24 protein-coding genes are annotated in these 23,760 nt (G+C 70.0%); 8 read left to right on the top strand and 16 right to left on the bottom strand.

Going from position 1 to position 23,760, the window contains the following annotated elements; all coding sequences use genetic code 11:
* Positions 1–88: 88 nt before the first annotated feature.
* Both GPZ80_RS28460 and GPZ80_RS28465 read right to left on the bottom strand, forming a co-directional pair.
* Positions 89–565 (bottom strand): hypothetical protein, encoded by a 477-nt coding sequence (locus GPZ80_RS28460; protein ID WP_187224188.1) that lies wholly within the window; start codon positions 563–565, stop codon positions 89–91.
* Entirely contained in the window at positions 562–1,212 is a 651-nt protein-coding gene (locus GPZ80_RS28465) for a hypothetical protein (RefSeq protein ID WP_246477572.1), read from the bottom strand. Before GPZ80_RS28465 ends, GPZ80_RS28460 begins: the two co-directional genes overlap by 4 nt.
* A 59-nt stretch (positions 1,213–1,271) precedes the next feature.
* Here GPZ80_RS28465 and GPZ80_RS28470 point away from each other — a divergent pair, with 59 nt between their 5' ends.
* A complete protein-coding gene (locus GPZ80_RS28470; protein ID WP_187224189.1) occupies positions 1,272–2,000 on the top strand; it encodes an acylneuraminate cytidylyltransferase family protein in 729 nt (242 codons plus the stop codon).
* Positions 2,001–2,006: 6 nt separating this feature from the next.
* Here GPZ80_RS28470 and neuC read toward each other — a convergent pair whose 3' ends face one another.
* Together neuC and GPZ80_RS28480 are read right to left on the bottom strand one after the other, a co-directional pair.
* The gene (gene neuC, locus GPZ80_RS28475) at positions 2,007–3,161 is read right to left on the bottom strand and encodes a UDP-N-acetylglucosamine 2-epimerase (RefSeq protein WP_187224190.1); all 1,155 of its coding nucleotides are present in this window, start codon (positions 3,159–3,161) and stop codon (positions 2,007–2,009) included.
* Positions 3,154–4,224: an N-acetylneuraminate synthase family protein gene (locus GPZ80_RS28480; RefSeq protein ID WP_187224191.1), complete on the bottom strand. Its 1,071-nt coding sequence runs from the start codon at positions 4,222–4,224 to the stop codon at positions 3,154–3,156. The genes neuC and GPZ80_RS28480 overlap by 8 nt, the downstream gene beginning before the upstream one ends.
* Before the next feature lie 253 nt (positions 4,225–4,477).
* On the opposite strand from GPZ80_RS28480, the gene GPZ80_RS28485 reads away from it, so the two are divergent.
* Positions 4,478–5,698 (top strand): RNA-guided endonuclease InsQ/TnpB family protein, encoded by a 1,221-nt coding sequence (locus tag GPZ80_RS28485; RefSeq protein WP_222719999.1) that lies wholly within the window; start codon positions 4,478–4,480, stop codon positions 5,696–5,698.
* A 330-nt stretch (positions 5,699–6,028) separates the two neighbouring features.
* The gene (locus GPZ80_RS28490) at positions 6,029–6,400 is read left to right on the top strand and encodes a hypothetical protein (protein ID WP_222720000.1); all 372 of its coding nucleotides are present in this window, start codon (positions 6,029–6,031) and stop codon (positions 6,398–6,400) included.
* 386 nt (positions 6,401–6,786) lie between these two features.
* On the opposite strand, the gene trhA is transcribed toward GPZ80_RS28490, so the two are convergent.
* Together trhA and GPZ80_RS28500 are read right to left on the bottom strand one after the other, a co-directional pair.
* A complete protein-coding gene (gene trhA, locus GPZ80_RS28495; RefSeq protein ID WP_187224238.1) occupies positions 6,787–7,413 on the bottom strand; it encodes a PAQR family membrane homeostasis protein TrhA in 627 nt (208 codons plus the stop codon).
* Positions 7,414–7,518: 105 nt separating this feature from the next.
* Complete coding sequence (locus GPZ80_RS28500) at positions 7,519–7,956, bottom strand: CoA-binding protein (RefSeq protein ID WP_187224193.1); 438 nt, start codon at positions 7,954–7,956, stop codon at positions 7,519–7,521.
* Between the two features lie 43 nt (positions 7,957–7,999).
* Between GPZ80_RS28500 and GPZ80_RS28505 the strand changes: the two genes are divergently transcribed.
* Complete coding sequence (locus GPZ80_RS28505) at positions 8,000–8,782, top strand: isoprenyl transferase (protein ID WP_187224194.1); 783 nt, start codon at positions 8,000–8,002, stop codon at positions 8,780–8,782.
* Between the two features lie 369 nt (positions 8,783–9,151).
* The gene (phoH2, locus tag GPZ80_RS28510; protein WP_187224195.1) at positions 9,152–10,540 is read left to right on the top strand and encodes an RNA 5'-3' helicase PhoH2; all 1,389 of its coding nucleotides are present in this window, start codon (positions 9,152–9,154) and stop codon (positions 10,538–10,540) included.
* A gap of 300 nt (positions 10,541–10,840) precedes the next feature.
* Here the strand turns inward: phoH2 and GPZ80_RS28515 are convergent, their stop codons facing one another.
* The 4 genes from GPZ80_RS28515 to GPZ80_RS28530 all read right to left on the bottom strand — a co-directional run bounded on the left by GPZ80_RS28515 (position 10,841) and on the right by GPZ80_RS28530 (position 15,479).
* Positions 10,841–12,277 carry a GuaB1 family IMP dehydrogenase-related protein gene (locus tag GPZ80_RS28515; RefSeq protein WP_187224196.1) on the bottom strand — a complete coding sequence of 479 codons (1,437 nt, stop codon included), beginning with the start codon at positions 12,275–12,277 and terminating at the stop codon, positions 10,841–10,843.
* An 18-nt stretch (positions 12,278–12,295) separates the two neighbouring features.
* Entirely contained in the window at positions 12,296–13,213 is a 918-nt protein-coding gene (locus tag GPZ80_RS28520) for a hypothetical protein (protein WP_187224197.1), read from the bottom strand.
* Positions 13,214–13,226: 13 nt separating this feature from the next.
* The gene (locus GPZ80_RS32240; protein ID WP_312880636.1) at positions 13,227–13,748 is read right to left on the bottom strand and encodes a helix-turn-helix domain-containing protein; all 522 of its coding nucleotides are present in this window, start codon (positions 13,746–13,748) and stop codon (positions 13,227–13,229) included.
* Between the two features lie 204 nt (positions 13,749–13,952).
* Positions 13,953–15,479, bottom strand: coding sequence for an ATP-dependent DNA ligase (locus GPZ80_RS28530; RefSeq protein ID WP_187224239.1), 1,527 nt, complete (start codon positions 15,477–15,479; stop codon positions 13,953–13,955).
* A 103-nt stretch (positions 15,480–15,582) separates the two neighbouring features.
* Between GPZ80_RS28530 and GPZ80_RS28535 the strand changes: the two genes are divergently transcribed.
* Positions 15,583–16,233, top strand: a complete 651-nt coding sequence (locus tag GPZ80_RS28535; protein ID WP_187224198.1) for a hypothetical protein — start codon at positions 15,583–15,585, stop codon at positions 16,231–16,233.
* Here the strand turns inward: GPZ80_RS28535 and pdxR are convergent, their stop codons facing one another.
* The gene (gene pdxR / locus GPZ80_RS28540) at positions 16,234–17,625 is read right to left on the bottom strand and encodes a MocR-like pyridoxine biosynthesis transcription factor PdxR (protein WP_187224199.1); all 1,392 of its coding nucleotides are present in this window, start codon (positions 17,623–17,625) and stop codon (positions 16,234–16,236) included.
* A gap of 47 nt (positions 17,626–17,672) precedes the next feature.
* Between pdxR and GPZ80_RS28545 the strand changes: the two genes are divergently transcribed.
* Positions 17,673–18,536 (top strand): DMT family transporter, encoded by an 864-nt coding sequence (locus GPZ80_RS28545; protein ID WP_312880633.1) that lies wholly within the window; start codon positions 17,673–17,675, stop codon positions 18,534–18,536.
* Here the strand turns inward: GPZ80_RS28545 and GPZ80_RS28550 are convergent.
* Positions 18,533–19,924: a class II fumarate hydratase gene (locus GPZ80_RS28550; protein ID WP_187224200.1), complete on the bottom strand. Its 1,392-nt coding sequence runs from the start codon at positions 19,922–19,924 to the stop codon at positions 18,533–18,535. The two genes, GPZ80_RS28545 and GPZ80_RS28550, sit on opposite strands and share 4 nt — an antisense overlap.
* A gap of 64 nt (positions 19,925–19,988) precedes the next feature.
* On the opposite strand from GPZ80_RS28550, the gene GPZ80_RS28555 reads away from it, so the two are divergent.
* Positions 19,989–20,966 carry an NAD(P)/FAD-dependent oxidoreductase gene (locus tag GPZ80_RS28555; protein ID WP_187224201.1) on the top strand — a complete coding sequence of 326 codons (978 nt, stop codon included), beginning with the start codon at positions 19,989–19,991 and terminating at the stop codon, positions 20,964–20,966.
* On the opposite strand, the gene GPZ80_RS28560 is transcribed toward GPZ80_RS28555, so the two are convergent.
* From GPZ80_RS28560 to GPZ80_RS28575, 4 genes are all read right to left on the bottom strand, one after another.
* A complete protein-coding gene (locus GPZ80_RS28560) occupies positions 20,967–21,575 on the bottom strand; it encodes a L,D-transpeptidase (protein WP_187224202.1) in 609 nt (202 codons plus the stop codon).
* Between the two features lie 126 nt (positions 21,576–21,701).
* On the bottom strand, positions 21,702–22,766 hold the full coding sequence (glpX, locus tag GPZ80_RS28565) for a class II fructose-bisphosphatase (protein WP_187224203.1): 1,065 nt from the start codon (positions 22,764–22,766) through the stop codon (positions 21,702–21,704).
* 204 nt (positions 22,767–22,970) lie between these two features.
* Positions 22,971–23,507: an RNA-guided endonuclease TnpB family protein gene (locus GPZ80_RS28570; protein WP_187224204.1), complete on the bottom strand. Its 537-nt coding sequence runs from the start codon at positions 23,505–23,507 to the stop codon at positions 22,971–22,973.
* A gap of 72 nt (positions 23,508–23,579) precedes the next feature.
* Complete coding sequence (locus GPZ80_RS28575; RefSeq protein WP_187224205.1) at positions 23,580–23,720, bottom strand: hypothetical protein; 141 nt, start codon at positions 23,718–23,720, stop codon at positions 23,580–23,582.
* Positions 23,721–23,760 lie beyond the last annotated feature (40 nt).

The raw sequence follows: 23,760 nt of genomic DNA on the forward strand, positions 1-23,760 counted from the left end.
CACGCCATCCTGTCGGGCCTGGTCAGGGTGGTTCGAACTGAAGGGCCGTTCCGATCGGTCCGGCCCTTCACCGGGAGTCCTGTCGTGCTCAGGTGCGGTCGTGTTCGAGTCTGCCAATGCGTTCCTCGTAGGAGGCCATCGCGGTCAGGCGTGCGCGGACCCGCGCGTGTTCGTCGCGGATTTCGTCCACCAGGGAACGGGCTTCACCGTTGTCGGCGTCCGTCGCGATGCCGATTTCCACGTTTCGCTCGAGGACTGCCAGCCGCTCGTCGACGGCCGCCACCTGGGTGCCCATCGCGCGGACCTCGTGGGTGGCGGTGTCCGTGCGCGGGCGCAGTTCGTCGGCGATGTGGCGGAGGTGCTCGACCTCACGGCGGAGCGCGCCGATCTCATCGCGCATCGCCTGGGTGGTGCGGTCGGCGTGGTCGATGGCGTGGCGTTCGGCCTGCTGCGCGTAGCGGGCCGCGATGGTTTCGATCCTTGGGCGGATTCGCCGCCAGACCGGCGAGCTGATCTGCCGGGCCGCGGCGCGCAGCAGTTCCTTGGCTTTTTCGGTGTCGCTCATGGCAGCAGCTCGATCCTTCCTTCGGCGTCCCACTGCTTGAGCAGCTGAGATTCGAGCTGCAGGCGGTGTTCGGGGGTGACGTGGACCGGTTCGCCCCAGGCGTGCTGGAACGTCGTCTGGTCCGGGTTGTCCACAATGGACATGCCAGTAAGGCGGGTGGTGGCCTCGGGGAACAGCTCGGTGAACAGGTACGCCGCGAACGTCCCCGTGGTGGCCCACGCGGGCTCGGCGAGATCCATCCCGAGCAGCTTCAGCAGCGGCACGGTGAACTCGTAGTTCGACACCGGCACGAACCCGAGGTCCCGCGGCCACCAGTGCGGCAGTTCCTCCGGCTCCCAGTGCAACCTGCCGGGCTCGACCATCAGGTACAGCCTGCTCGTGTAGTCCGCGAACGTGAACGGGCTGGCGAGCACCCCGCGGTGCAGCACGACCACGTCGCAACGCCTGCCGAGCGCGGGCTCGGCGCCCGGCGTGTCCAACGCCAGGCTGGTCATCCGCACGACCAGGTCGCTGGAGTCGATCAGCGAGGCCCTGTCGGCGTCGGGGCCGACCGGCGAGTTGCCGACCACGGTTATCGTCCGAGGCCGCGACGCCTTGGCGTAGGCCGTGATCAGGTCGCGCAGCGCCGCGCGTCGCGTCGCACTCATGGCTGCCGGGTCAGCCGGGGTGGGGAGCATCGGCGAGTGCCCTTACAGTCGGATCGGCAATGGACGGACGCGACACTGGAAGTGAGGCCGCGGTGCGGCGGTTGGTGGTGGCGGTGGTGCCCGCGCGAGGTGGCTCGGTCGGATTTCCCGGCAAGAACCTCGCGCCCTTCCTGGGACGCCCGCTGGTGGCCCACGCCGTGGCCACCGCGGCCGCGGCCCAAGGAGTGGACCGGGTCGTAGTCAGCACCGACGACCCCGACATCGCGGCGGCGGGCGCCGCGGCCGGAGCGGAGACGGTGCGCAGGCCGGACATCCTGGCCGCCTGGGACAGCCGGACCGTGGACGCCGTCACGCACGCGGCCACCGCCCTCGGGCTGGCCGACGACACGCTGATCGTGCTCATCCAGCCGACGTCGCCGCTGCGGACCGCCGCCGACATCGAGGAATGCCTTGCCCTGCACGCGAACCGGGCCACCGGTTCGGTCGTGCAGATGACCACCTCGGACGAACACCACCCGTGGAAGGCGTGCGTGCTCGTCGACGGCGTGCTGCGGCCCGCCCGCGACTGGCCCGACCTGGAGGCGCCCAGGCAGGCGCTGCCGCCGGTGCTGCGGCCCACCGGCGGTGTGTACGTGGTCGGCACGGGGGACTTGCGCGCGCACAACAGGTTCTTCGTGCCCGAGGTGCTGCCCCAGGTCGTCGACCCCGATCGGGCGGTGGACATCGATCGGGAGGACGATCTCGTGGTGGCCCGCCGCCGCGCCGAGGAACTCGGCCTGCGGGGCTGACCGGGGTCAGGCGCTGTCACCGGCGTCCTTCCATCGGTCGACGAACACCTTGTACAGCGCGGGCCGCCAGATGTCGGCGCCCTCCAGCAGATCGATGATCCGCCCGCGGGCGCCCGGCTCGCCGAAACCGTGGAACGCCGACGGTCGCGGCAGGGCTGCCGCCTTGGCGAGCGCCTCGATGATGGCGTCGCGTTCCGGAACCGCGTGCAGCACACCGGTCGCGTCGGTTCGCCCACGCTGCCTGCTCCCCACGTCGACACTGGGGGTGCCGAGCACCGGGGCCTCTCGCGCGCCCGCGGAGGAGTTGCCGAGCATCACCTCGGCGTGGCGCATCAGCGAGACGAAGTACTCGAACCGCATCGACGGCAGCCGGACGAAGCGCGGCCCGGTCAGCCGGTCGAGCTCGTGGCGGACGTCGGAGCAGCCCTCGTCGTTGTTCGGGTCGATGACGACCCAGTGGCCTTCGGTGGCGAGCACCGCGTCGACCACCGCCGCGGCGTGGCAGGCGTTGTGCTCGGGCTCCGTGGTCACGGGGTGCATCACCAGCACGCCGTAACGCTCGAAGGGGATCGCGTACCGTTCGCGGACCGTGTCGATCGTGGGCAGGTCCGGCGAGGTCAGGATGTCGATCTCGGGGCTGCCGACGACGAAGACGCGGTCGGCCTCCTCGCCGAGTTGCAGGAGGCGGTCCCGGGCGCGGTCGTTGGCCACCAGGTGCACGTGCGCGTGTTTGGAGATCGAATGGCGCAGGGTGTCGTCGATGGTGCCCGACAGCTCGCCGCCCTCGACGTGGATCACCCGCACGTTCGTCAGGGACCCGACCAGCGCCCCGGCCAGCGCCTCGACGCGGTCGCCGTGCACCACGATCGCGTCCGGCCGCTCCTCGTGGACGAGCCGGGTGAGCGCCTGCACGGTGTTGGCGAGCACGAGCGCCATCGGCTCGCCCTCGATCTGGTTCGGGATCTGGTGCAGCTGCCGCAGCCCGGCCCGCTCCACCTCGTGCACGGTGTAGCCGTAGCGGCGCAGCAGGTGCATGCCGGTGACCACGACGCGCGCCGAGAGGTTGTCGCTGTCCTGCACCGCCAGCATGATGTCGCGCAGCTTGCTGAAGTCCGCCCTGGTGCCGGTGACGAACAGCACCTCGCGGTGGTGCTCAGTCATCCGCCAGGTCGTTCCAGCGGACCTGGTCGTCCGCGGCCAGGTCCCGGGTCGCGTGGCGGCCGAGGACGGTGGTGTAGTCGGCGGCCTTGATCTCACCGGTGCCCGGGCGCTTGACCCAGGTGTTGGCCTCCGTGAACGGCTCGCCCTTGGCGATCGGGGCGGTGGTGACGACGCTGGCGTAGGCGAAGTCGATCGTCGGCTGCTCGTCGCCGAGGATCTCCTTGCTGCCGCCCAGCGCCGCGTGGATCAGCTTCGACCCGGTGACCAGCCTGCCGAACTCCTCCGGCGTGGACGACACGGGGATGTCCGGGCCCGGCCAGCCCATGTCCGAGGTGAAGTGCCGCTCCAGGACGCGCGCGCCCAGCGGCACCGCGCCCAGGCACGGGTAGATCGACGTGGTGTGGTCGGACAGGCCGAGGACAGCCTCGGGGAACGCGGCGCCGAGTTCGGCCAGCGCGCCGAGCCGCACCATCTCCGGCGGCGTCGGGTAGAGCGAGGTGCAGTGCAGCAGCGCGAAGCCGACGCCCGCCTCGAGCAGGATGTCGACCGCGGGTCGGATGGACGCGACATCGTTCATGCCGGTGGACAGGATGACCGGCTTGCCCAACGCGGCGATGTGCTTGACCAGCGGGTAGTTGTTGCACTCGCCCGAGCCGATCTTGTACGCGGCGACGTCGAGCTCGGCGAGGCGGTCGGCGGCGGCACGGGAGAACGGGGTCGACAGGAAGATCATCCCGCGGTCCTCGGCGTGCTGCTTCAGCTCGCGCTCGTCCTGCGGCGACAACGCGCAGCGCTGCATCATCTGGTAGATCGGCTCGTCCGCGTTGCCCGGCACGACGTCGTTGGGGATCATCTCGTCCTCGACGACGTGCGTCTGGATCTTCACGCACTCCACGCCCGCGTCGGCGGCGTCGTCGACCATCCGGTGCGCCTTCGCCGGGTCCCCTTCGTGGTTGATGCCGATCTCGGCGATCACCAGCGGGGCGTGTCCCAGTCCGACCAGGCGGTCGCCGATGGCGAACTCCGGTGCGGTTGCGGGGTTGGCACCTGCTGGGGTGTTCATCAGCGATCCTTGGTGTTCATGCGTGAAATTCTCCATCGTGGCTCTCAGGTTTGGCGCATGGCTGGTGGTGATCCGGCCGGGGGTAGGTCGAGTCAGCTGTTTTGTCGGTGCGTGGTCGTAGCGTGGGCGTGGTCGACCCTGACGGGGTTGGGGGCGGTGTGGTGCTTGGGGAAGGCCGGGGGTGGTTTGTGGAGTGTTGGTCTGCCCGGCGAGCGTGTGCGCACACATGTGCGCTGCATTGGTGGGGTCGGCGGTGAGTAAGCAGGGGTTTCGGGTGGAGTTGGCCCCGACCGATGAGCAGCGGGTCCTGTTGGGGCAGCACGCGGGGTTGTCTCGGTTGGTGGAGAATTTCGCGTTGGAACGGGTGAAGGCCGCCCTTGATCAGCGCGAGGCGGAGAAGACCTACGGCGTGGCTGAGGGTGGGTTGACTCCGGTGCCTTGGTCGGCGCCTGCGTTGGAGTCGGCGTGGCGTGCCGCGCACCCGGTGCGGTTCCCGTGGTTCACCGAGGCCGGGTTGTCCTCCCGGGTGCCGAAGGAGGCATGTCGGGTCCGGGCGGCCGGATTCCGCACCTTCTTCGATAGCCGCTCCGGCAAACGCAAGGGCCCCAAGGTCGGGTTTCCGTCCTGGCGCAAACGTAAGCATGGTGGCCGGTTCCGCTACGACGCCGACCGTGCCAAGCCAGTCGACACCCGCACCGTGCGGCTGCCCGGGGTCGGATCGATCGCCACCCGAGAGGACATGACCTGGTTGGTGAGTCGACTCGCGGAAAGTGAAGCCCGGGTGTTGGGCGCGACGGTGAAGGAGCGGGCCGGGCGGTGGTGGATCTCGTTTCAAATCGAGGTCGACCGCGCCGAACTTGACCAGCGGCGCGCCGCCCCGCCGGATGCCCCGGCATGCGGGGTCGACCTGGGGCTGACCACGTTCGCCACCGTCGTCGACAGTGACGGGACGGTCACCGAGATCCGTGCGCCCAAGCTGCTCAAGGCCGCGCTGCGCAAGCTGCGCAGGGCGAACAAGGCGCTGGCCAGGTCCCGACGGGGTTCGGCGAACCGGGCCAAGCGGCGCGCGGAGGTGGCCCGGGTGCATCTGCGGGTCGCCCACCGGCGCACCGATTTCCTGCACAAGACCACCACGAGGCTGGCGAGAACCAAATCGGCCGTCGCGGTGGAAACACTCAACATCGTCGGGATGGCAGGCAACCGCAGGTTGGCCCGCGCCATCTCCGACGCCGGGTGGGGCGAGTTCACCCGCCAACTCGACTACAAGGCTCGCTGGTACGGGTCGCGGGTGTGGAAAGCCGACCGCTGGTTCCCCAGCTCCAAGACCTGCTCGACCCCGGGCTGTGGGCAGCGGCATGGTGGGCTCACCCTCGCCGAACGGACCTGGACTTGCACCGGGTGTGGAACGGTCCATCATCGCGACCGCAACGCCGCCACCAACTTGCTCGCGGCCATGCTCGCCGATGCCGCGTGACCGGATCAGATCACCTCGCCGGGAAGTTCCCCGGAGAGACGAAACGCCTGTGGAGACCACATCAGCCTCCGGCCCCGCCGGAGCAACGGTCAGCGAAGCAGGAAGAATCACTGAGATTCAACGAACGGGACTCAGGCAAGATCAACTTCCCTCCTTCGGGGGGTCGGGGCAACGTCGCCGCCCAAACTTCCACACACGTCAGGCGGCCCCGTCCGGTGGCCGTGGCAGCGTCGAGACGTTACCCGGCCCAGCCGTCGCCGTGTCAACAGGAGTGCCCGGTCGACACCGATCGGTTACCGACTCAGGTGTACGGGACGTACCTTCCCGATGATGAAGACACCGTCACGCCAGTGGCCCACCGACAAGGTGACCGCGTTGCGGCTTGGCCAGCGCCTGGTCGCCGAGGTGCGGGCGTCCGGACCGGGCAGGCGAGCGTTGGTCGAAATAAGACCGGACGTCACCGAGGCCGACACCGAAGCCCGTGATCAGGGCTGGAAACGGGCTGACCAGGCCCGCACCTTCACCCTGCGGCACTGGGACTACGACGCCGACCGCCTCGACGGGTTCGACTATGACCTCGGAGCAGTCCTGGTCAAGGCCGCCACCGCCACCGGCGAGCCGGAACTGGCCGCCATCCTCGAAACGTGGCACCTGGACCCCGACCAGTTCGTCTACCCGTGGCAGACGGACGACCCGGCGTAGCCGAGCAAGGCGCACAGAGTGCAGGTCTAGGAGCCTCGCATCTGCGCGCCAATTGGTAAGCAAGGCCTAAGCCGTGTCTGGTCGATCGGTCGGGTGACCTTGGAGGCGGGCGTGCAAGTGCATGTCGTGTCGGCCGTCGTCGTGTAAGGCGGCGCTGCGCTTGGTGCCTTCCAGGACGTAGCCGCATTTCGTGGCGTTCGAGGCCTACCAGCAGGATTGGCGACGCGAGAAGGGCGGCCACTGGAGCACGGGTTGAGGGGACTCGGCGAGTGAGCCAGAGGGAACGGTGGGGGGCGTCGACAGAGCGCGAAGCATAGTGGACATCAACCGCCTCGAAGGTCGTGACGCCGTGCGCTGAGCGAGGCTCGTAGGGCAAGAAAGCCCAGCTAGGAATACAGAACGAGCCAGATCGCGACGTAGTGGCAAAGCGCCGCGATGACGGTGGCGGCGTGGAAGAACTCGTGGTGGCCGAACACACCCGGCCACGGGTTGGGCCACTTCGTCGCGTAGAAGACCGCGCCGACGGTGTAGAAGGCGCCGCCGACCAGGATCAGGACGAGGGCGGCGACACCGGCGCTGCGCAGCAGTTCGGGCAGCACGAACACGGCGACCCAGCCCAGCGCGATGTAGATGGGGGTGCCCAGCCAGCGCGGGGCGTGCGGCCACAGCAGCTTGAGTCCGACACCGAGCAGCGCGCCGCCCCAGACGACGCCGAGGATCACGTACCCCGTCGGCTTGGTCATGCCGAGCAGGCAGAACGGGGTGTACGTGCCCGCGATGAACAGGAAGATCATCGAGTGGTCGAGCCGCTTCATCCACGTCCGCGCGCGCTCGGTCACCCACCAGCGGCGGTGGTACAGGGCGCTCACGCCGAACAGGCCGAGCACGGTGATGACGTAGACGGACGTGGCGAGTGCGGCGACGCCTGACACCGTGGACGCGGCGAGCGCGATGAGGGTCGCGCCGGTCACCACCGACACGATGAAGGACCAGAAGTGGATGACACCGCGCATGCGCGGCTTGGTGGACCGATCCGGTTCGGTCGTCGTCGCTGCCGTCACGCCACCAACGCTACGGCAGCGTAAGTTGCGTCGCCGAAGGCTGTGGCCGGCCGCACATCAGGACCAGCCGACGACCTCACGGTGCTCGACCCTGAGGCACCGGTCCATCACGACGTCGAGCCCGCCGTCGGCCGCGATCCGCGCCGCCTGCTCGCTGATCACCCCGATCTGCAGCCACAGGGCGCCCGCCCCGACCGCGACGGCCTCCTCGGCGACACCGGGCGCGTGCTCGGGTCTGCGGAACACGTCGACGATGTCGATCGGCACCTCGATGTCGGCCAGCGACGCGTAGGCAGGCAGGCCCTCCCACTGCGTCAGCGCCGGGTTCACGGGCAGCACCCGCAGACCGCTCGCCACCAGGTATTTGGCGACCGCGAAGCTGGGCCGTGCCGGATCGGCGCTGAGGCCGACCACGGCGACGGTCCGGGATTCGTGGACCAACCGCTCGATGGCCGTGAGGTCCTGCCATATCGGATCGATACCAGTGCGGTGCACGCGACCAGTGTGCCTGTTTCGGGGGCCGAACGGCGTACTCTCCATGCCCGTGAGTCTTCGCAGGCGAGTGGCCGACGTTGTGTACGGCCTCTACGAGAAGCGTCTCCTCCAGCAAGCGGGCGGTGAGATCCCCCGCCACGTCGGCGTGATGCTCGACGGCAACCGGCGCTGGGCCCGGGAGGCCGGGTTCACCGACGTCAACGATGGGCACCGGGTGGGCGCGCAGCGCATCGCCGATCTGCTCGGCTGGTGCAACGAGGCCGGGGTCGAGGTCGTCACCCTGTGGCTGCTCTCCACCGACAACCTGACCCGTCCGGAGTCCGAACTGGCCCCGCTGCTGGAGATCATCGGCGACGTCGTCGACGAACTGGCCGAGCCGGGCAGCCCGTGGCGGCTGCGGATCATCGGCGCCCTGGACATCCTGCCCACCGAGACGGCCAAACGGCTCTCGGCGGCGGCGCAGCGGTCCGAGGGGCGCACGGGGATGGAAGTGAACATCGCCGTGGGCTACGGCGGTCGCCGCGAGATCGCCGACGCGGTGCGCAAGCTGCTGCAGCAGCACGCGGAGGCGGGCAGCACGATCGAGGAGCTCGCCGAGGTCCTCGACGTCGACCACATCGCCGAACACCTCTACACCTCAGGCCAGCCCGACCCGGACCTCGTGATCCGAACCTCCGGTGAACAGCGTCTGTCGGGATTCCTGCTGTGGCAGTCCGCGCATTCGGAGTTCCATTTCTGCGAGGCCTACTGGCCCGATTTCCGGCGCACCGACTTTTTGCGAGCTTTGCGCGCCTATGGTATTCGGCACCGCCGATTCGGCTCCTAGGTCCCAGCCCCGCCGCAGGCAGATGACGCCCCGCGATTACGCACCGGTGTCCGCGGGTAGTCACTCTCTGTCGAGTGATCACGTGTCGTGAGCGTGGCCGCCCGGTGACGAAAAAGAAAATCACCTGTGTGGCAGCCAGCGAAGTGTCGGTCCACGCAGGTAGCTTTCGAAGTGTCGGATCGTGTCCATGGCGATCCGGCCCGGGAGGTCCTGGTCGTGAGCATGACGATCGCGAGGGGGCCGGCACCCGGTCCTCGTGGACGGCGAGGTCGAAGTCGGTAGTTCCGACGACGACCCGGCCAACCAGCCAGGGCCAGTGCCCGGCCCACCGAGGAGCGGACGCGGTGCCGTGTCCGTGAGGGAGTTGCCGTGACTGCTTCGCGATCGTCCAGGCGCACTGCCAGCCTTTCCTCAGGCTCTTCTCGCACGTCTTCCAAGGAGGCCGACCCAGCTCCGCGCACGTATGTCCTCGACACCTCCGTCCTGCTCTCCGACCCCTGGGCACTGACCAGGTTCGCCGAGCACTCGGTCGTGATCCCGCTGGTCGTGATCAGCGAGCTGGAGGGCAAACGGCACCATCCCGAACTGGGCTGGTTCGCACGGGAGACCCTGCGACTGCTCGATGATCTACGGCTGGCCCACGGCAGGCTCGACAAGCCGATCCCGATCGGCGACTCCGGCGGCTCCCTGCATGTCGAGCTCAACCACTCCGACCCGTCGGTGCTCCCAGCCGGGTTCCGCACCGACTCCAACGACGCGCGCATCCTCGCGTGCGCGCTCAACCTCGCGGCCGAGGACCTCGCGGTCACGCTGGTCACCAAGGACATCCCGCTGCGGGTAAAAGCCGGTGCGGTCGGTCTCGACGCCGACGAATACCGCGCCGGCGAGGTGACTCCGTCCGGTTGGACCGGGATCGCCGACGTCGAGGTGGGCCAGGATCTCGTCGACGCGCTGTTCGCCGCCGACGACAACACCGTTGACCTGGCCGAATTCGGTCTCGACACCACCGAACACCCGGTCAATACCGGTCTGCGGCTCCTCGCGGGCACCAGCAGCGCACTCGGCCGGGTCACCCCGGACAAGCAGGTCCAACTCGTGCGCGGCGACCGTGAGGCCTTCGGGCTGCACGGCCGCTCAGCCGAGCAGCGGATCGCGCTCGACCTGCTGCTGGACCCGGACATCGGCATCGTCTCCCTCGGCGGCCGAGCCGGAACCGGCAAGTCGGCGCTCGCGCTGTGCGCCGGGCTGGAGGCCGTCATGGAACGCGGCCTCCACAAGCGGGTGGTGGTCTTCCGACCGATGTACGCGGTCGGCGGGCAGGACCTCGGCTACCTGCCGGGTTCCGAGAGCGAGAAGATGCAGCCGTGGGCGCAGGCGGTCTTCGACACGCTCGAAGCGCTGGTCAGCAAGGCCGTGATCGAGGAAGTTCTCGACCGCGGGATGCTCGAGGTGCTGCCGCTGACCCACATCCGCGGCCGCTCGCTGCACGACTCGTTCGTGATCGTCGACGAGGCCCAGTCGCTGGAGCGCAACGTCTTGCTGACGGTGCTCTCCAGGCTGGGCTCAGGTTCCCGGGTCGTGCTCACCCACGACGTCGCCCAGCGCGACAACCTGCGCGTCGGCCGCTACGACGGGGTCGCGGCGGTGATCGAGAAGCTGAAGGGGCATCCGCTGTTCGCCCACGTCACGCTGACCCGATCCGAGCGGTCCCCGATCGCCGCGCTGGTGACGGAAATGCTCGAAGACCACACCGGATAGTCCACTTCCACACCGGAATCCCCGCCCTGCGTTCGCGGGGCGGGGATTCCGCCTGTAAGTCGCGGTCCGATGCCGCGGGGATGACGAGGGCCTGTCGTGGGCCGTCTGCGCGGCGAGCGTGTCGCTCGTGTGTGCGGACAATGTGCCATGCTCGCCGATACCGCGTGAGCGAGCCTATCGCCGGGAAGTTCCCCGGAGAGACAAAACGCCTGTCGAGACCATGTCAGACTCCGGCCCCGCCGAAGCAAACGGTCAACGAAGCGGGAACGATCGCTGAGATCCAACGAACGGATTCCGCGTTCACCAGCCGCCGGGAAGCGGGCGGCCCTCGGCGAACCCGGCCGCCGACTGCATCCCGACCACTGCGCGCTCATGGAACTCGTCGAGGTCGTGCGCGCCCGCGTACGTGCACGCCGAACGGACACCCGAGCAGATCGAGTCGAGCAGGTCCTCGACGCTGGGGGCGGCCGGGTCGAGAAGCATCCGGGAGGTCGAGATGCCCTCTTCGAACAGGGCCTTGCGGGCCCGGTCGAAGCCGCTGTCGGAGCGGGTCCGCGCCGACACCGCGCGCTTGGACGCCATGCCGAACGACTCCTTGTAGAGCCGCCCGTGCTCATCGCGGCGCAGGTCGCCAGGGGACTCGTAGGTGCCCGCGAACCACGATCCGATCATCACGCTCGCCGCCCCGGCCGCCAGGGCCAGAGCGACGTCCCTGGGGTGGCGCACGCCGCCGTCGGCCCACACGTGCTTGCCCAGCTCGCGCGCCGCGGCGGCGCACTCGGCCACGGCGGAGAACTGCGGGCGGCCGACGCCGGTCATCATCCGGGTGGTGCACATGGCGCCGGGGCCGACACCGACCTTGACGACGTCCGCGCCCGCCTCGATCAGGTCGCGGACACCTTCCGGGGTGACCACGTTGCCCGCGACGACCGGCACGGTGGGGGAGACCGACCGGACCGCGGCCAGGGCGGTGAGCATCTTCTCCTGGTGGCCGTGCGCGGTGTCGACGACCAGCGTGTCCACGCCCGCCTTCAGCAGCGCGTCGGCCTTCGCGGCGACATCGCCGTTGACGCCGACCGCGGCGGCCACCCGCAGGTTGCCCTCGGCGTCGACCGCGGGCTGGTAGAGGTCCGCGCGCAGCGCGCCGGACTCGGTCAGGATGCCGGTGAGCCTGCCGTCGCGGTCGACCGCCAGCGCCACCCGCGCGGCGCGGCCGTGCAGCTGGTCGAACACGGTCCGCGGCGCGCTGTCGGTCGGCAGCATGGCGAAACCGGGGTCGGCGACCTCGATGACCCGGGTGAACTGGTCGACGCCCTGGCAAGCGGCCTCGTCGACCACGCCGATCGGCTTGCCGTCGCGGTCGACGACGACCACCGCGCCGTGCGCCCGCTTGGGCAGCAGGTTGAGTGCGTCGGCGACCGAGTCGGCGGCGGTGAGCACCAGCGGGGTGTCCCACACGGTGTGGCGGGACTTCACCCAGGACACGATGCCGCCGACCACCGTCGGGTCGACGTCCTGGGGCAGCACCACCAGCCCGCCGCGACGGGCGACGGTCTCGGCCATCCGCCTGCCCGCGACGGCGGTCATGTTGGCCACCACGATCGGGATGGTCGCGCCCGTCCCGTCCGAGGTGGACAGGTCGACGTCGAACCGGCTGGCGACCGACGAGCGGCCGGGGAGCAGGAAGACGTCGTCGTAGGTGAGGTCGTGGTCCGGCTTGCCGTGGGCGAAGTGCACGTGACCAACCGTACTTCGTCAGTCCCAGTCCAGCGCGATTCCCGCGATACCGGGCTCGACCGACGCGAAGAAGGCGTTGACCATGTGGCCGCGGTCGCAGAACAGCTCCTCGCACCTGCTCGGCGGGAGCGTGTCGTTGCCGCGAACGACCTGGGTGATCCGGGCGGGCAGGTTGTCCGGTGGCAGCTCGAGCTGCAGCAGGAACGGCCCGCACGGCACCCGGAACATCCGGGAGTAGCCCGGGCACTCGATGCCGGACTCGTCGTCGACGGTGTAGGTGAGCACGACGGTCTCGTCCTCGGCCAGCTTGCGGTCGAACATCAGCTCGAAGACGACCCACGTGTCGAGCCTGCGCACCCGGCCCAGCCTGCAGCCCTCGTCCGCGCTGACCCGCACGTCGGCGATCTCGACGCCGGGCTCGCCGTTGTATACGGCCATGTACCGGTCGACCCCGGCGCGGCGGGTGCGGCCGACGACGCGGGTCTGGATCCGCCCCTGGGAGCGGTCCTTGGCGATGGTGATCCGCTCGTGGACGAACATCAGCTCGAGGTCGGCGTTGGCCGCGTCGGCGTCCGCGCCGATCTGGGTGAACAGGTCGCGGGTCACCGGACCGTTGAAGACCAGCTCCGAGAACGACGTGGCGGCCCGGCGCTGCCTGCCACCGCGCTGGTGGGGGCCGACCAGCACGACCAGCGAGTCGGCGGGCAGGCCGAGCACGGTCTCCAGTCCGCGTACCGCCGGAAGGGCGTGCTGGGTGTCCGGATGGCGCAGTCCGCGCTGCCAGTAACTCAGCGTGGACTCGGCGACCCGGATGTCGAGGCGGGCCAGGTGTGAGCGCAGCCGGGCGAGGGAGAGGCGGCGGTGGGCGATCGCACTGCGCAGTGCCAGGTGGAAAGGGCCGCGGCGAAGGGCCTCGGCCAGCTCTTCCGGGGTCAACCGGGCCTCGCCTTCACCGCGTGGGTGAACTGGTGTGAATGTTCACATTGACATCCTCCCCGCCTGAAAGCTGGGATTTCAACAGCGACTTCGATACGAAGAGGTCGCGTTGAGGTTCACGGTTCGCGGGCTCACCCAACGGCGCGCCTCCCCGCCCGGTCACGGCATGCCCTGCCGCGAATCGAATATTCAGTGCGGCGTTCGCCCTCGCCTCGCCCAGGCCTACGCCAGGTGGGCAGCCGGTGGGTCCGGCCGAAGAAGTTTCCATCGCCTGGCTGAAGTCCTTCAGAGCCTGCTGCTGCGCGGTCGCCGACCCGGCGGCAAGCCACGGGTTCTCCGCCCGCGCCCGTGTCAACTGGCGGCACTGCTCGACGAACCCCGGTGCAGCCTTGCGCCCCGGCTTCCAACGGGCGTGCTGTTCCACGGCGAGATTCCACACGAACCGGGCATGCCCACAGTGCTCCAACAACACCCGCTCTTGTGCGGGCGTCGGCTGAAGGCGGAATCGGGACATGCCGATCAACCTGGCGACCACCGCCGACAAACCAGGAGACGAGCGCGCAGACGAGCACCCCGGACCGGGGCAGCGTTGTTCGGTTGCGCCATGGATCGTGCTTGGGCACTGGTGGTCGGCGTCGCGTAGGTGGCCTTCATGGCCATCATTTCCCCTGCCTCGCGACGCGACTGACCCGAGGACGGCGGCCGGGCGGACTTCGCCTGCCCTGAACCGCCGCCTGCTTCAGCCCGGTGCCACCGGGAGCAGGCCGCGGACGTCGGTGATCGTGTCGGCGTCCGCTGCCTGCTTGTCCGGCCGGTACCGCACCACCCGGGCGAAGCGCAGCGCCACGCCACCGGGGTAGCGGGTGCTGGCCTGGACCCCGTCCAAGGCGATCTCCACCACCAGCTCCGGTCGCAAGTAGACAGCCCAGTCGTCGCGGTCCCGCTGGTACTTCGGGAACTCCGCCGTCTGCCAGCGCAGCAGCTCGTCGGTCAGGCCCTTGAACGTCTTGCCCACCATGATCGGTGGCCCGCCGTCGGGGTCGCGGGCGCCGAGGTGCAGGTTCGACAGGAACCCGGAACGCCTGCCGTGTCCCCACTCGGCGCCGAGCACCACCAGGTCGAGTGTGTGCACGGGTTTGACCTTCTGCCAAGCCTTTCCGCGTCTGCCCGCCTGGTATGCCGAATCGAGGTCCTTCACCATCACGCCCTCGTGACCCGCCGCCAACGCCGCCACGCCGACCGCCTCGGCCTCCTCCGGCGTCGGGTCGACGGCACCAGGGATGACGTGGGGACCCACCGCCCGGTTGAGCGCCTCGTTGCGCGCCCGGAGCGGCTCGTCGATCAGGTCGACGCCGTCCAGATGCAGGCAGTCGAAGAAGTACGGCCGCAGCAGCAGGGCCCGCACCTGCTCCTCGGTCGTGCTCCCGAACCGGCTCTGCGTCTCCTGGAACGGGCGCGGCCTGCCGTCGTCGGACAGCGCCAGCGTCTCCCCGTCGAGCACGACCGTGTGGCAGGGCAGCCCCCGCACCAGCTCGACCAACTCCGGCACGCTGTGCGTGATCTCCCGCAGGGTCCTGGTGAACACGCGGATCTCGTTGTCGACCTTGTGCACCTGGATTCGCGCGCCGTCCAGTTTGTATTCGACCAGGCACGGGGTCAGGTCCGCGATCGCAGCCGTCACCGAGGTGCCAGGGGAGGCGAGCATCGGCCGCACCGGCCTGCCCGGCTCCAGCCGCACCGCCGCCAGGGCGTCGACCCCGCCCGCGAGCGCGAGTGCCGCGGTCTCCGGGAGCCGCCCGGAGAGCATGAACGCCCGCCGGACCGCCGCACCTGGCACGTCCGCCGCCTTGGCGACCGCGTCGAGCATGACCCCTTCAAGCGCGCCCTGACGCAGCTCACCGGTGATCAGCGCGCGGAGAAACCGCTGCTCGGCGGCGGTGGCGGCGCCGAACAGCCCGGCGATGATCTCCGCCCGCCTGCCCACGGAGCCCGCGCCCCGCGTGCCCACGAGCCGATCGAAGGCCACGTCGACGTCGGCCACGCTCAGCGTCGGGTCCGCCGCGGGCGGCGGGAGTGCCACCAGGGTCCGCCAGCCCGCGCCGATCCGGCCCTGCCGGATCGCGCCGGAGAGGAAAGCGACCACGGCCCTTGCCTCGTCCGGGTCCTCGGCGAGCCGCAGCGCCCCGGCTATGGCGGCCACCTTGGCCAGCCGGGACCGGGTCGCGCCGACCTCCGCCGACACCGCCACCACGTCCGTCAGTCCCACCATGGGTCCATCCTGCCCGCGGCGCGGTCGATCGACACCCGCAACCTCGGCGGGGGATGGCCGTCTTGTGGTGTGGGAGCAGGACGAACCAGGGAGCGGTCACATGGGACTCATCAACCGGTTGGCGATCGCGGTGTGCGCGGTCGCCGTGGGCGTGTCGGGTTGCGCGGCGCCGAAGTCCGACGCCGCCCCGCCGCGCACGACGACCACGGGCGGCGCTGTCGCGACCCCGGCCGCCACGCCGGCCGCGCGTCCGTCCGAAGTGGAGACGGTGAAGAGCCCGGCGAAGAAGCCGACCACCACCACGAAAGTGAAGCCCAAGTCGACCGGGGACAACGACGTGATCGGCCCGTTCGGCTGGCAGACGCTGCGCCTGGGCATGTCCGCCGACGCCGCCGAGGCGCTCGGCATGTTGACCCGCACCACCGAGGGCGACGGACTCTGCGCACCTTGGCCCGCGCTGCCGATCACCGCGCTCGACCAGGCCGTGGTCAGCGAAACGCATGGTGTGTGGGCGATCCACCCCAAGCAGGTCGACTGGATCCACACCCCCGAGGGCATGCGGATCGGGTGGACGGCGGCCCAGGTGCACGCGACGTACCCGGACTTCGACCCCGCGCACTTCGACTACGCCCACGGCCCGACCGTGGCGGTGCCCGGCAACCCGAAGGCGCTGTACCGCCTGCGGTTCAACTCCTCGCGAGTCCTGACGAAGATCATCCTTGAGTCGCGGGTGGACGTCTGCTCGGTCTGATCAGGACAGTCCGGCCATCTCGCTGACGGCGGCGCGGAGCCGGTCGGGTGTGGTCGCCGCGTAGCCGACGACGAGCCCGGGAAACGGCGCCTCGCGTTCGACCAGGTAGCCGGACAGCGCGGGCGCGTTGATCCCGATGTCCGCCAGTTTCCCCTGCAGGGCGGTGTCATCGGTGCCGTCGGGCAGGCGCAGCACCAGGTGCAGGCCCGCGGCGACACCGTGTGGCCGCCAGCCCGGCAGTTCCGCCGAGACCGCGCCGAGGAGCGCGTCGCGGCGCTGCCGGTAGAGCTGCCGGGTGCGCCGCAGGTGCCGGTCGTAGCCACCGGAGCGCAGCAGGTGCGTGAACGCGGCCTGCGCGATCGGGGAGCACCCCAGATCGGACAGGCGTTTGCGGTCCACCAGCCGGTCCCGCAAAGCGGTCGGCGCGACCAGCCAGCCGAGTCGGATCGCGGGCGCCAGCACCTTGCTCACGCTGCCCACGTAGGCCACCCGCTCGGCGTCGAGCGCCTGGGTGGCCGCCACGGCGGGCCGGTCGTAGCGGTGTTCGGCGTCGTAGTCGTCCTCGACTACGAGCCCGTCTCGTTCGCGCGCCCAGGCCAACAGTTCCCGGCGTCGGTGGGCGCTGAGCACGACACCGAGCGGGAACTGGTGCGCGGCGGTCACCAACACCACTCGGCATCCGGTGCGGGCCAACAGGTCCACCCGGATGCCCGCGTCGTCCACCGCGACGCCGACCGGGCGCAGGCCGTGCGCGGCGAACACCTCCGACATGCCTGGATGCGTCGGATCCTCGACGGCGACCTCGCGGTGCCCGGCGGCGCGCAGCACGGCGGCCAGCAGGGCGAGTGACTCCGCGACTCCGTGGGTGATCACGACGTCTCCCGCGTCGACGGCCCGCACCCGGCCGAGGTAACCGACAAGTTCCCGGCGCAGCGTCAGCAGCCCGGCCGGGTCCGGGTAGCCGAGTTCGTCGTCGGACAGCGCGGCCAGCCCCGCGCGGGTCGCCGCCTGCCAGGCCGCGCGCGGGAACGCCCCCAGCGCGGGCAGTCCGGGACGCAGGTCGTAGCGCCAGCGACGCGCCACCGGGTCGGACTTTGGCGCTCGCGGGTCGGGCGGGACGAGCGTGCACGCCACCGCCGTCCCGGAACCGTGGCGGGAGACCACGAACCCTTCGGCCGCGAGTTGCGTGTAGGCGGCGGTCACCGTGCCTCGGGAGATGCCGAGCTGGCCCGCGAGGTCGCGGCTCGACGGCAGCCGCGTGCTCAGCGGCAGCCTGCCTTCGCGGATCGCCGACCGCAGCGCCGTCTCCAGCGTCCGCCCGCGGCTGCCGCGCTGGGTCTCCGCGAAGTCGGGCATCAGGAGTTCACGAAAAGTGGACCAATTCTTCGCCACAAAAGTGGAGCTTACGGGTGGACCAGTCGCCCGTGAAGCTGAATGGCGTGACGATCACCATCGCGAGACCCGCCAGGCGGGGAGTGGCCGCGGGCGCGCTCGCCTGCGGATTCATCGGCGGCAGCGTTCCCATGTCGGGCCTGCTGATTCACTATCCGATCCTCGCGGGCCAGTCCGCCCGCTACGCCGTCGGCGCCGTGCTGATTCTCGGCTGGGCCATGGCCCGCAGGCTGCCGATCACCCTGCCGAGGCTCAAGGACCTGCCCGCCCTGCTGGCCGTCGTCGGTGTCGGCATGATCGGCTTCAACATCTTCCTGCTCACCGCGCAACACCACGCCGAACCAGGGCTGGTCGCCGCGGTCCTCGGCGGCAGCCCACTGGTGATCGCCCTTGTGGCGCCGCTGATGTCCGGTGTGCGGCCCGCTGTTCGCGCGCTCGCGGGGGCCGGTCTGGTCGTCGCGGGCATCGTCGTGCTTTCGGGCGGGGGGACCTGGAGCGGGCCCGGTCTGTTGCTCGCGGTCCTCACGATGCTGTGCGAGGCGGCGTTCACGCTGTTCGCTGTCGGAGTGGTGCGCAGGCTGGGGACGTTCTCGGTTGCTCTTTGGTGCCATGTGCTCGCGGCCGTGTGCGCGGGTGTTCTCGCCGTGCCGTTCGATGGTGCGTTTCGGCTGCCGTCTGCCGTGGAGTTGGTGGCGGTGTTGGCGGTCGCGGTGATCACCGTGGTGGCGTTTTGCCTTTGGTACCAGAGTGTTTCGGTGTTGGGGGCTGGGCGGGCGGCGGTGTTGATCGGGGTGATGCCGGTGTCCGGGTTGGTTGTGTCGGTGGGGTTGGGGGCGCAGTCGTTGACGATGGCGGCCCTTGTCGGGGCTTCGATCGTTGCCGTCGGGTGTGCTGTCGGGTTGCGTGGCTAGCGGCCGCCGCGAGCCATCCGGAGCACGTCCAGCGCCTCGTCGAGCTGCTCGACCGTGAGCTTCCCGGCGTCCACGTGGCCGCGGTCGAGGACGACGTCGCGAATTGTTCGTCGCTCCTTCAGCGACTGCTTCGCGATCGATGCCGCTTCCTCGTAGCCGAGGTACTTGTTGAGTGGGGTCACGATCGACGGCGACGACTCGGCCTGCTCGCGCAGTCGGTCTATGTCCGGTTCCATTCCTGTGACCACCTTGTCCGCGAGCAGCCGCGAAACCGCCGCGATCAGGCGGGCGGACTCCAGGATGTTGCGGGCGATCACCGGCAGCATCACGTTGAGCTGGAAGTTGCCCTGGCTGCCCGCGAACGCGACCGCCGCGTCGTTGCCGATGACCTGGGCGACGACCATCATCGTCGCCTCCGAGATCACTGGGTTGACCTTGCCGGGCATGATCGACGAACCGGGCTGCAGGTCCGGCAGGGCCAGTTCGGCCAAGCCGGTGCGGGGGCCCGAGCCGAGCCAGCGGAGGTCGTTGGCGATCTTGAACAGGGACACCGCGACCGTGCGCAGCTGGCCCGACGCCTCGACTACCGAGTCCTGGGTGGCCTGGGCCTCGAAGTGGTCGCGGGCCTCGGTCACCGGCAGGCCGGTGATCCTGGCCAGCTCACCCGACACCAGGGCGCCGAAGCCCTCGGGGGCGTTGAGGCCGCTGCCCACCGCCGTGCCGCCGATGGGCAGTTCGCCGAGTCGGGGGAGTGCGGACTTCAGTCGTTCGACCCCGTAGCGGACCTGTGCTGCCCAGGCGCCCGCTTCCTGGGCGAGGGTCACCGGGACCGCGTCCATCAGATGCGTGCGGCCGGACTTGACCACGTCGCCCCACTGCGCGGCCCGGGCCTCGATGGCCGCCGCGAGGTGGGTCAGCGCGGGGATGACGTCTTCGACCAGCGCCTCGGTGGCGGCGAGGTGGATCGTCGTGGGGAAGGTGTCGTTGGACGACTGGGAGGCGTTGACGTGATCGTTCGGGTGAACTTCGCGGCCGAGGGCGCGGGTGGCGAGGGTCGCGATCACCTCGTTGGCGTTCATGTTCGACGACGTGCCCGAACCGGTCTGGAACACGTCGATGGGGAACTGCCCGTCGTGCCCGCCGTCGGCCACCTCGGAGGCGGCGTCGGCGATCGCCTCGGCCAGGTCCTGGTCGAGGACGCCCAGCTTGGCGTTCACCCGGGCGGCGGCGGCCTTCAGCAGCCCCAGCGCCCGGATCTGGGCCCGTTCGAGGGGGCGGCCCGAGATCGGGAAGTTCTCCACCGCCCGCTGCGTCTGCGCCCGCCAGAGGGCGTCGGCGGGGACGCGGACCTCGCCCATGGTGTCGTGCTCGATGCGGTACTCGGCCATACCTCAAGTGTCACCCCGTTTTGGAAGCTGGGCATGGTCAGCTTCGGCACATAGGGTGGACGGTATGACGGCTCCTGTGGATGTCGACCTGCTGATCGTCGGCGCGGGCCCCACCGGCCTGTTCGGCGCCTACTACGCGGGGTTCCGCGAACTGAGCACGGTCGTGGTGGACTCGCTGCCCGAGCCCGGCGGCCAGGTCACCGCGATGTACCCGGAGAAGATGATCTACGACGTCGCCGGGTTCCCCGCCGTGCTCGGCCGCGACCTGATCAACGCGCTGGTCGAGCAGGCCGAGCAGTACAAGCCGACCTACCTGCTGGGCAGGCGGGCCCGCGAGCTGTCCGAAGTGGACGGCAAGTTCGAGGTCACCCTGGACGGCGACACCGTCGTGCGCGCCGGGGCCGTGCTGATCACCGCCGGGATCGGCGAGTTCACCCCGCGCCCGCTGCCCGCGGGCGACGGCTGGCTCGGCCGCGGCATGGTCCACTTCGTACCGGCCCTGGAAGTGCACCGCGACCAGGACGTCGTCATCGTCGGCGGCGGCGACTCCGCGTTCGACTGGGCGCTGGCCCTGCACCCGATCGCGTCGAGCGTCACCCTGGTCCACCGCCGCGCGAAGTTCCGCGCGATGCCGGCGACGGTGCGCCAGGTGGAGAACCTGGGCGTCCGCGTCATCACCGACGCCCAGGTCACGGCCCTGCGCGGAGACGACGAAGGCCTCCACGAGATCGACGTGATGGTCGGTGGCGAGGTCGAGGTGCTGCCCGCCCAGGCCGTCGTCGCCGCGCTCGGGTTCACCGCCGACCTCGGGCCGATCGAGTCATGGGGCCTGGAGATCGACCACCGCAGCATCTCCGTCGACTCCACCATGCGCACCGCCCGCGACCGGATCTACGCCGCGGGCGACGTGGCGGCCTATCCGGGCAAGGTCAAGCTGATCGCGACCGGCTTCGGTGAGGCGGCCACGGCGGTCAACAACATCGCCGTGGCCCTCAACCCCGAAGCGCACCTGTTCCCCGGCCACTCCAGCAACGCTGAATAGCTACTGCACAACCTGCACGATGGCGCCGACCGGCAGCGAGTTGTAGTACTGCTTCGCGGCGGCGTTCGACAGGTGGATGCAGCCGTGGGACTGCTGGGTCAGGCTGCCCGCGTGGAACGCGATGCCGCCGTTGAAGAACACCGAGTACGGCATCGGCGCGTTGTTGAAGATGCTGCTCTTGTGGTCGATGTCCTTCCAACCCACCTTGAACGTGCCGACCGGCGTGCGGTAGCCCGGACGGCCGTGGGTGATCGGGACCGGCCCGTAGACGACCTTGCCGTCCTTGAGCAGCCAGGACTTGTTGGCCGACAGGTCGATGCACGCGTCGGCCGTGGCCTTGCACGGGCTGCCCTGCGACTGCGGTGCGGGCGGCTTCGTGGTGGTCGGCTTGGGCTTCGGCTTGGTGGTGGTGACCGGTGGCTTCGTTGTGGTGGTGGTCGTCGGCGCGGCCGTGGTGGTTGACGGCGTCGTCGTAGTGGTCGGCGCCTTGGAAGACGTCGTGGTGGTGGTGCTCCCGACCTGGGCGGTGGGCTCCGGTGTGCTCCCACACGCGCTGAGCAGAGCCATCGCGACGATCGTCGCCCCCAAAATCGTCTTGCTGACCCGCATGTCCAGCTCCTTGTCGCTAAGTGGGACAAGCCCCTCTACCGACAAGACGCCCGCGGACCACGGAAAGTTGCTGCCCGCTACCAACCCGTTATCGGCCCGCTCCCTTGGGAGCGGGCCGGGCGCGGACTACGGCAGCGGCGGGAGCTCCTGCTCGTCGTCCTCCGCCGAGCGGTCGAAGTCGACCGACGCGTACTCGCGCAGCTTGGTCAGCCGGTGGAAACCGTCGATCATCCGGACCGTGCCGGACTTCGAACGCATCACGATGGACTGCGTGGTGCAGCCGCCCGCCCGGTAGTGCACGCCGCGCAGCAGGTCGCCGTCGGTGACGCCGGTGGCGCAGAAGAACACGTTGTCGCCGCCGACGAGGTCGTCGGTGAGCAGCACGCGGTCGAGGTCGTGGCCCGCGGCGATCGCCTTCTCGCGCTCGGCGTCGTCCTTCGGCCACAGCTTGCCCTGGATCGCGCCGCCCATGCACTTGAGCGCGGCCGCGGCGATGATGCCCTCGGGGGTGCCGCCGATGCCGAGCAGCATGTCGACGCCGGTGTTCGGGCGGGCCGCGGAGATGGCGCCCGCGACGTCGCCGTCGGAGATGAAGTGGATGCGCGCGCCCGCCTCGCGGACCTCGTGCACCAGGGCGTCGTGGCGAGGGCGGTCGAGGATGCAGACCGTCACGTCGGACACGTCGCTGTGCTTGGCCTTCGCGACCCGGCGGATGTTCTCCGCCACCGGCGCGGTGATGTCGACGACGTCGGCCGCCTCGGGTCCGACCGCCAGCTTCTCCATGTAGAAGACCGCCGACGGGTCGAACATGGCGCCGCGCTCGGCGACCGCGAGGACCGCGAGGGCGTTCGGCATGCCCTTGGCCATCAGGGTGGTGCCGTCGATCGGGTCGACCGCGACGTCGCAGTCGGGGCCGTCGCCGTTGCCGACCAGCTCACCGTTGTAGAGCATGGGCGCTTCGTCCTTCTCGCCCTCGCCGATGACCACGATGCCGCGCATGGACACGGTGTGCACAAGCTTGCGCATGGCGTCGACCGCGGCCTGGTCGCCGCCGATCTTGTCGCCCCGCCCGACCCAGCGACCCGCCGCCATCGCGGCGGCCTCGGTGACCCGGACCAGCTCCATCGCGAGGTTGCGGTCGGGTGCTTCCCGGCGTCGCGCGGGGGTAGCGCTGGTGGTCGAGGTGGTCATTCTGCCTCCCGGATCGGCGCGGCCTGCGGTGTGAGACCACCTCGCATCCTCCCAGATGGGACGTGCCGGGGCGGAATCCCCAGGGGCGTGCTGTTCACGACACTTGTGACACCGCGGCGTGAGCCTTCACCTTGCGATGCGGCGTTGACCCGGCCTGGTAGCCGGGTCTTCCCGTGGCGGTACCCGTTGCCCGCCATGCGGGTCTTACGTGGGTTTCCCATCGGGCTCGTTTCGTGTCGCCCCGCGGCTCGGGGAGGACATGGCTCCTGTGACCTCGCCGAGTGCGGCGAGGTTTCGCGCGGCGTTGAGATCACGATCCAGTGAGAATGCGCACAGGTCGCAGCGGAACGTCCGCTCGGACAGGCGCGGTTTGGTTTTCACCGCGCCACAGGCCGAGCAGGTTTTCCAAGACGGGTACCACCGGTCCGCCAAGTGCACGCGGCCCCCGGTCCATGCGGTCTTGTAGGTGATCTTCCGTCGTAGTTCGCTGATGCCGGTACCGGCGATGTGCCGGACCACGCGGTGGTTGCGCGGCATCCCGGCGGCATTCAGGTCTTCGAGCAGGTGGGTGTGGACCAGGCGGGTGGACAGCTTGTGCGGCCCGTCACGGCGCGCGTTGGCCGCCGCCGCGTGCAGGCGGGCCATTCGGGCCCGAGTCTGGCGCCACCGGGCTGATGGGACCTGCTCGGTGCGCCGGTCCGGGCCGGCTCGGCGGGCTGCCTGCCGCTGCAGCCGCCGCATGTCCCGCAAGGCGACGTCGAGGTGCCTCGGATTGGCCTGGTTCCACAGTTTCCGCAGGCTGTAGTCCGACCACTACACCAACGGCGTCAACTCGGCCTGCGCCACGCCGTATGACTTCTCGGCGCACCGCTGATCCACCTCGGCCTTGATCAAGGCGTGGCCCCAGTTGTAGGCGTACCGCTGCGCACCACAATGGGACCGCAACACAGCCACTTGGGTCAGTGTCGGGTCCAAACGCGAACCGGTACGCCTG

Source organism: Actinokineospora xionganensis (assembly GCF_014323725.1).
Classification (GTDB): domain Bacteria; phylum Actinomycetota; class Actinomycetes; order Mycobacteriales; family Pseudonocardiaceae; genus Actinokineospora; species Actinokineospora xionganensis.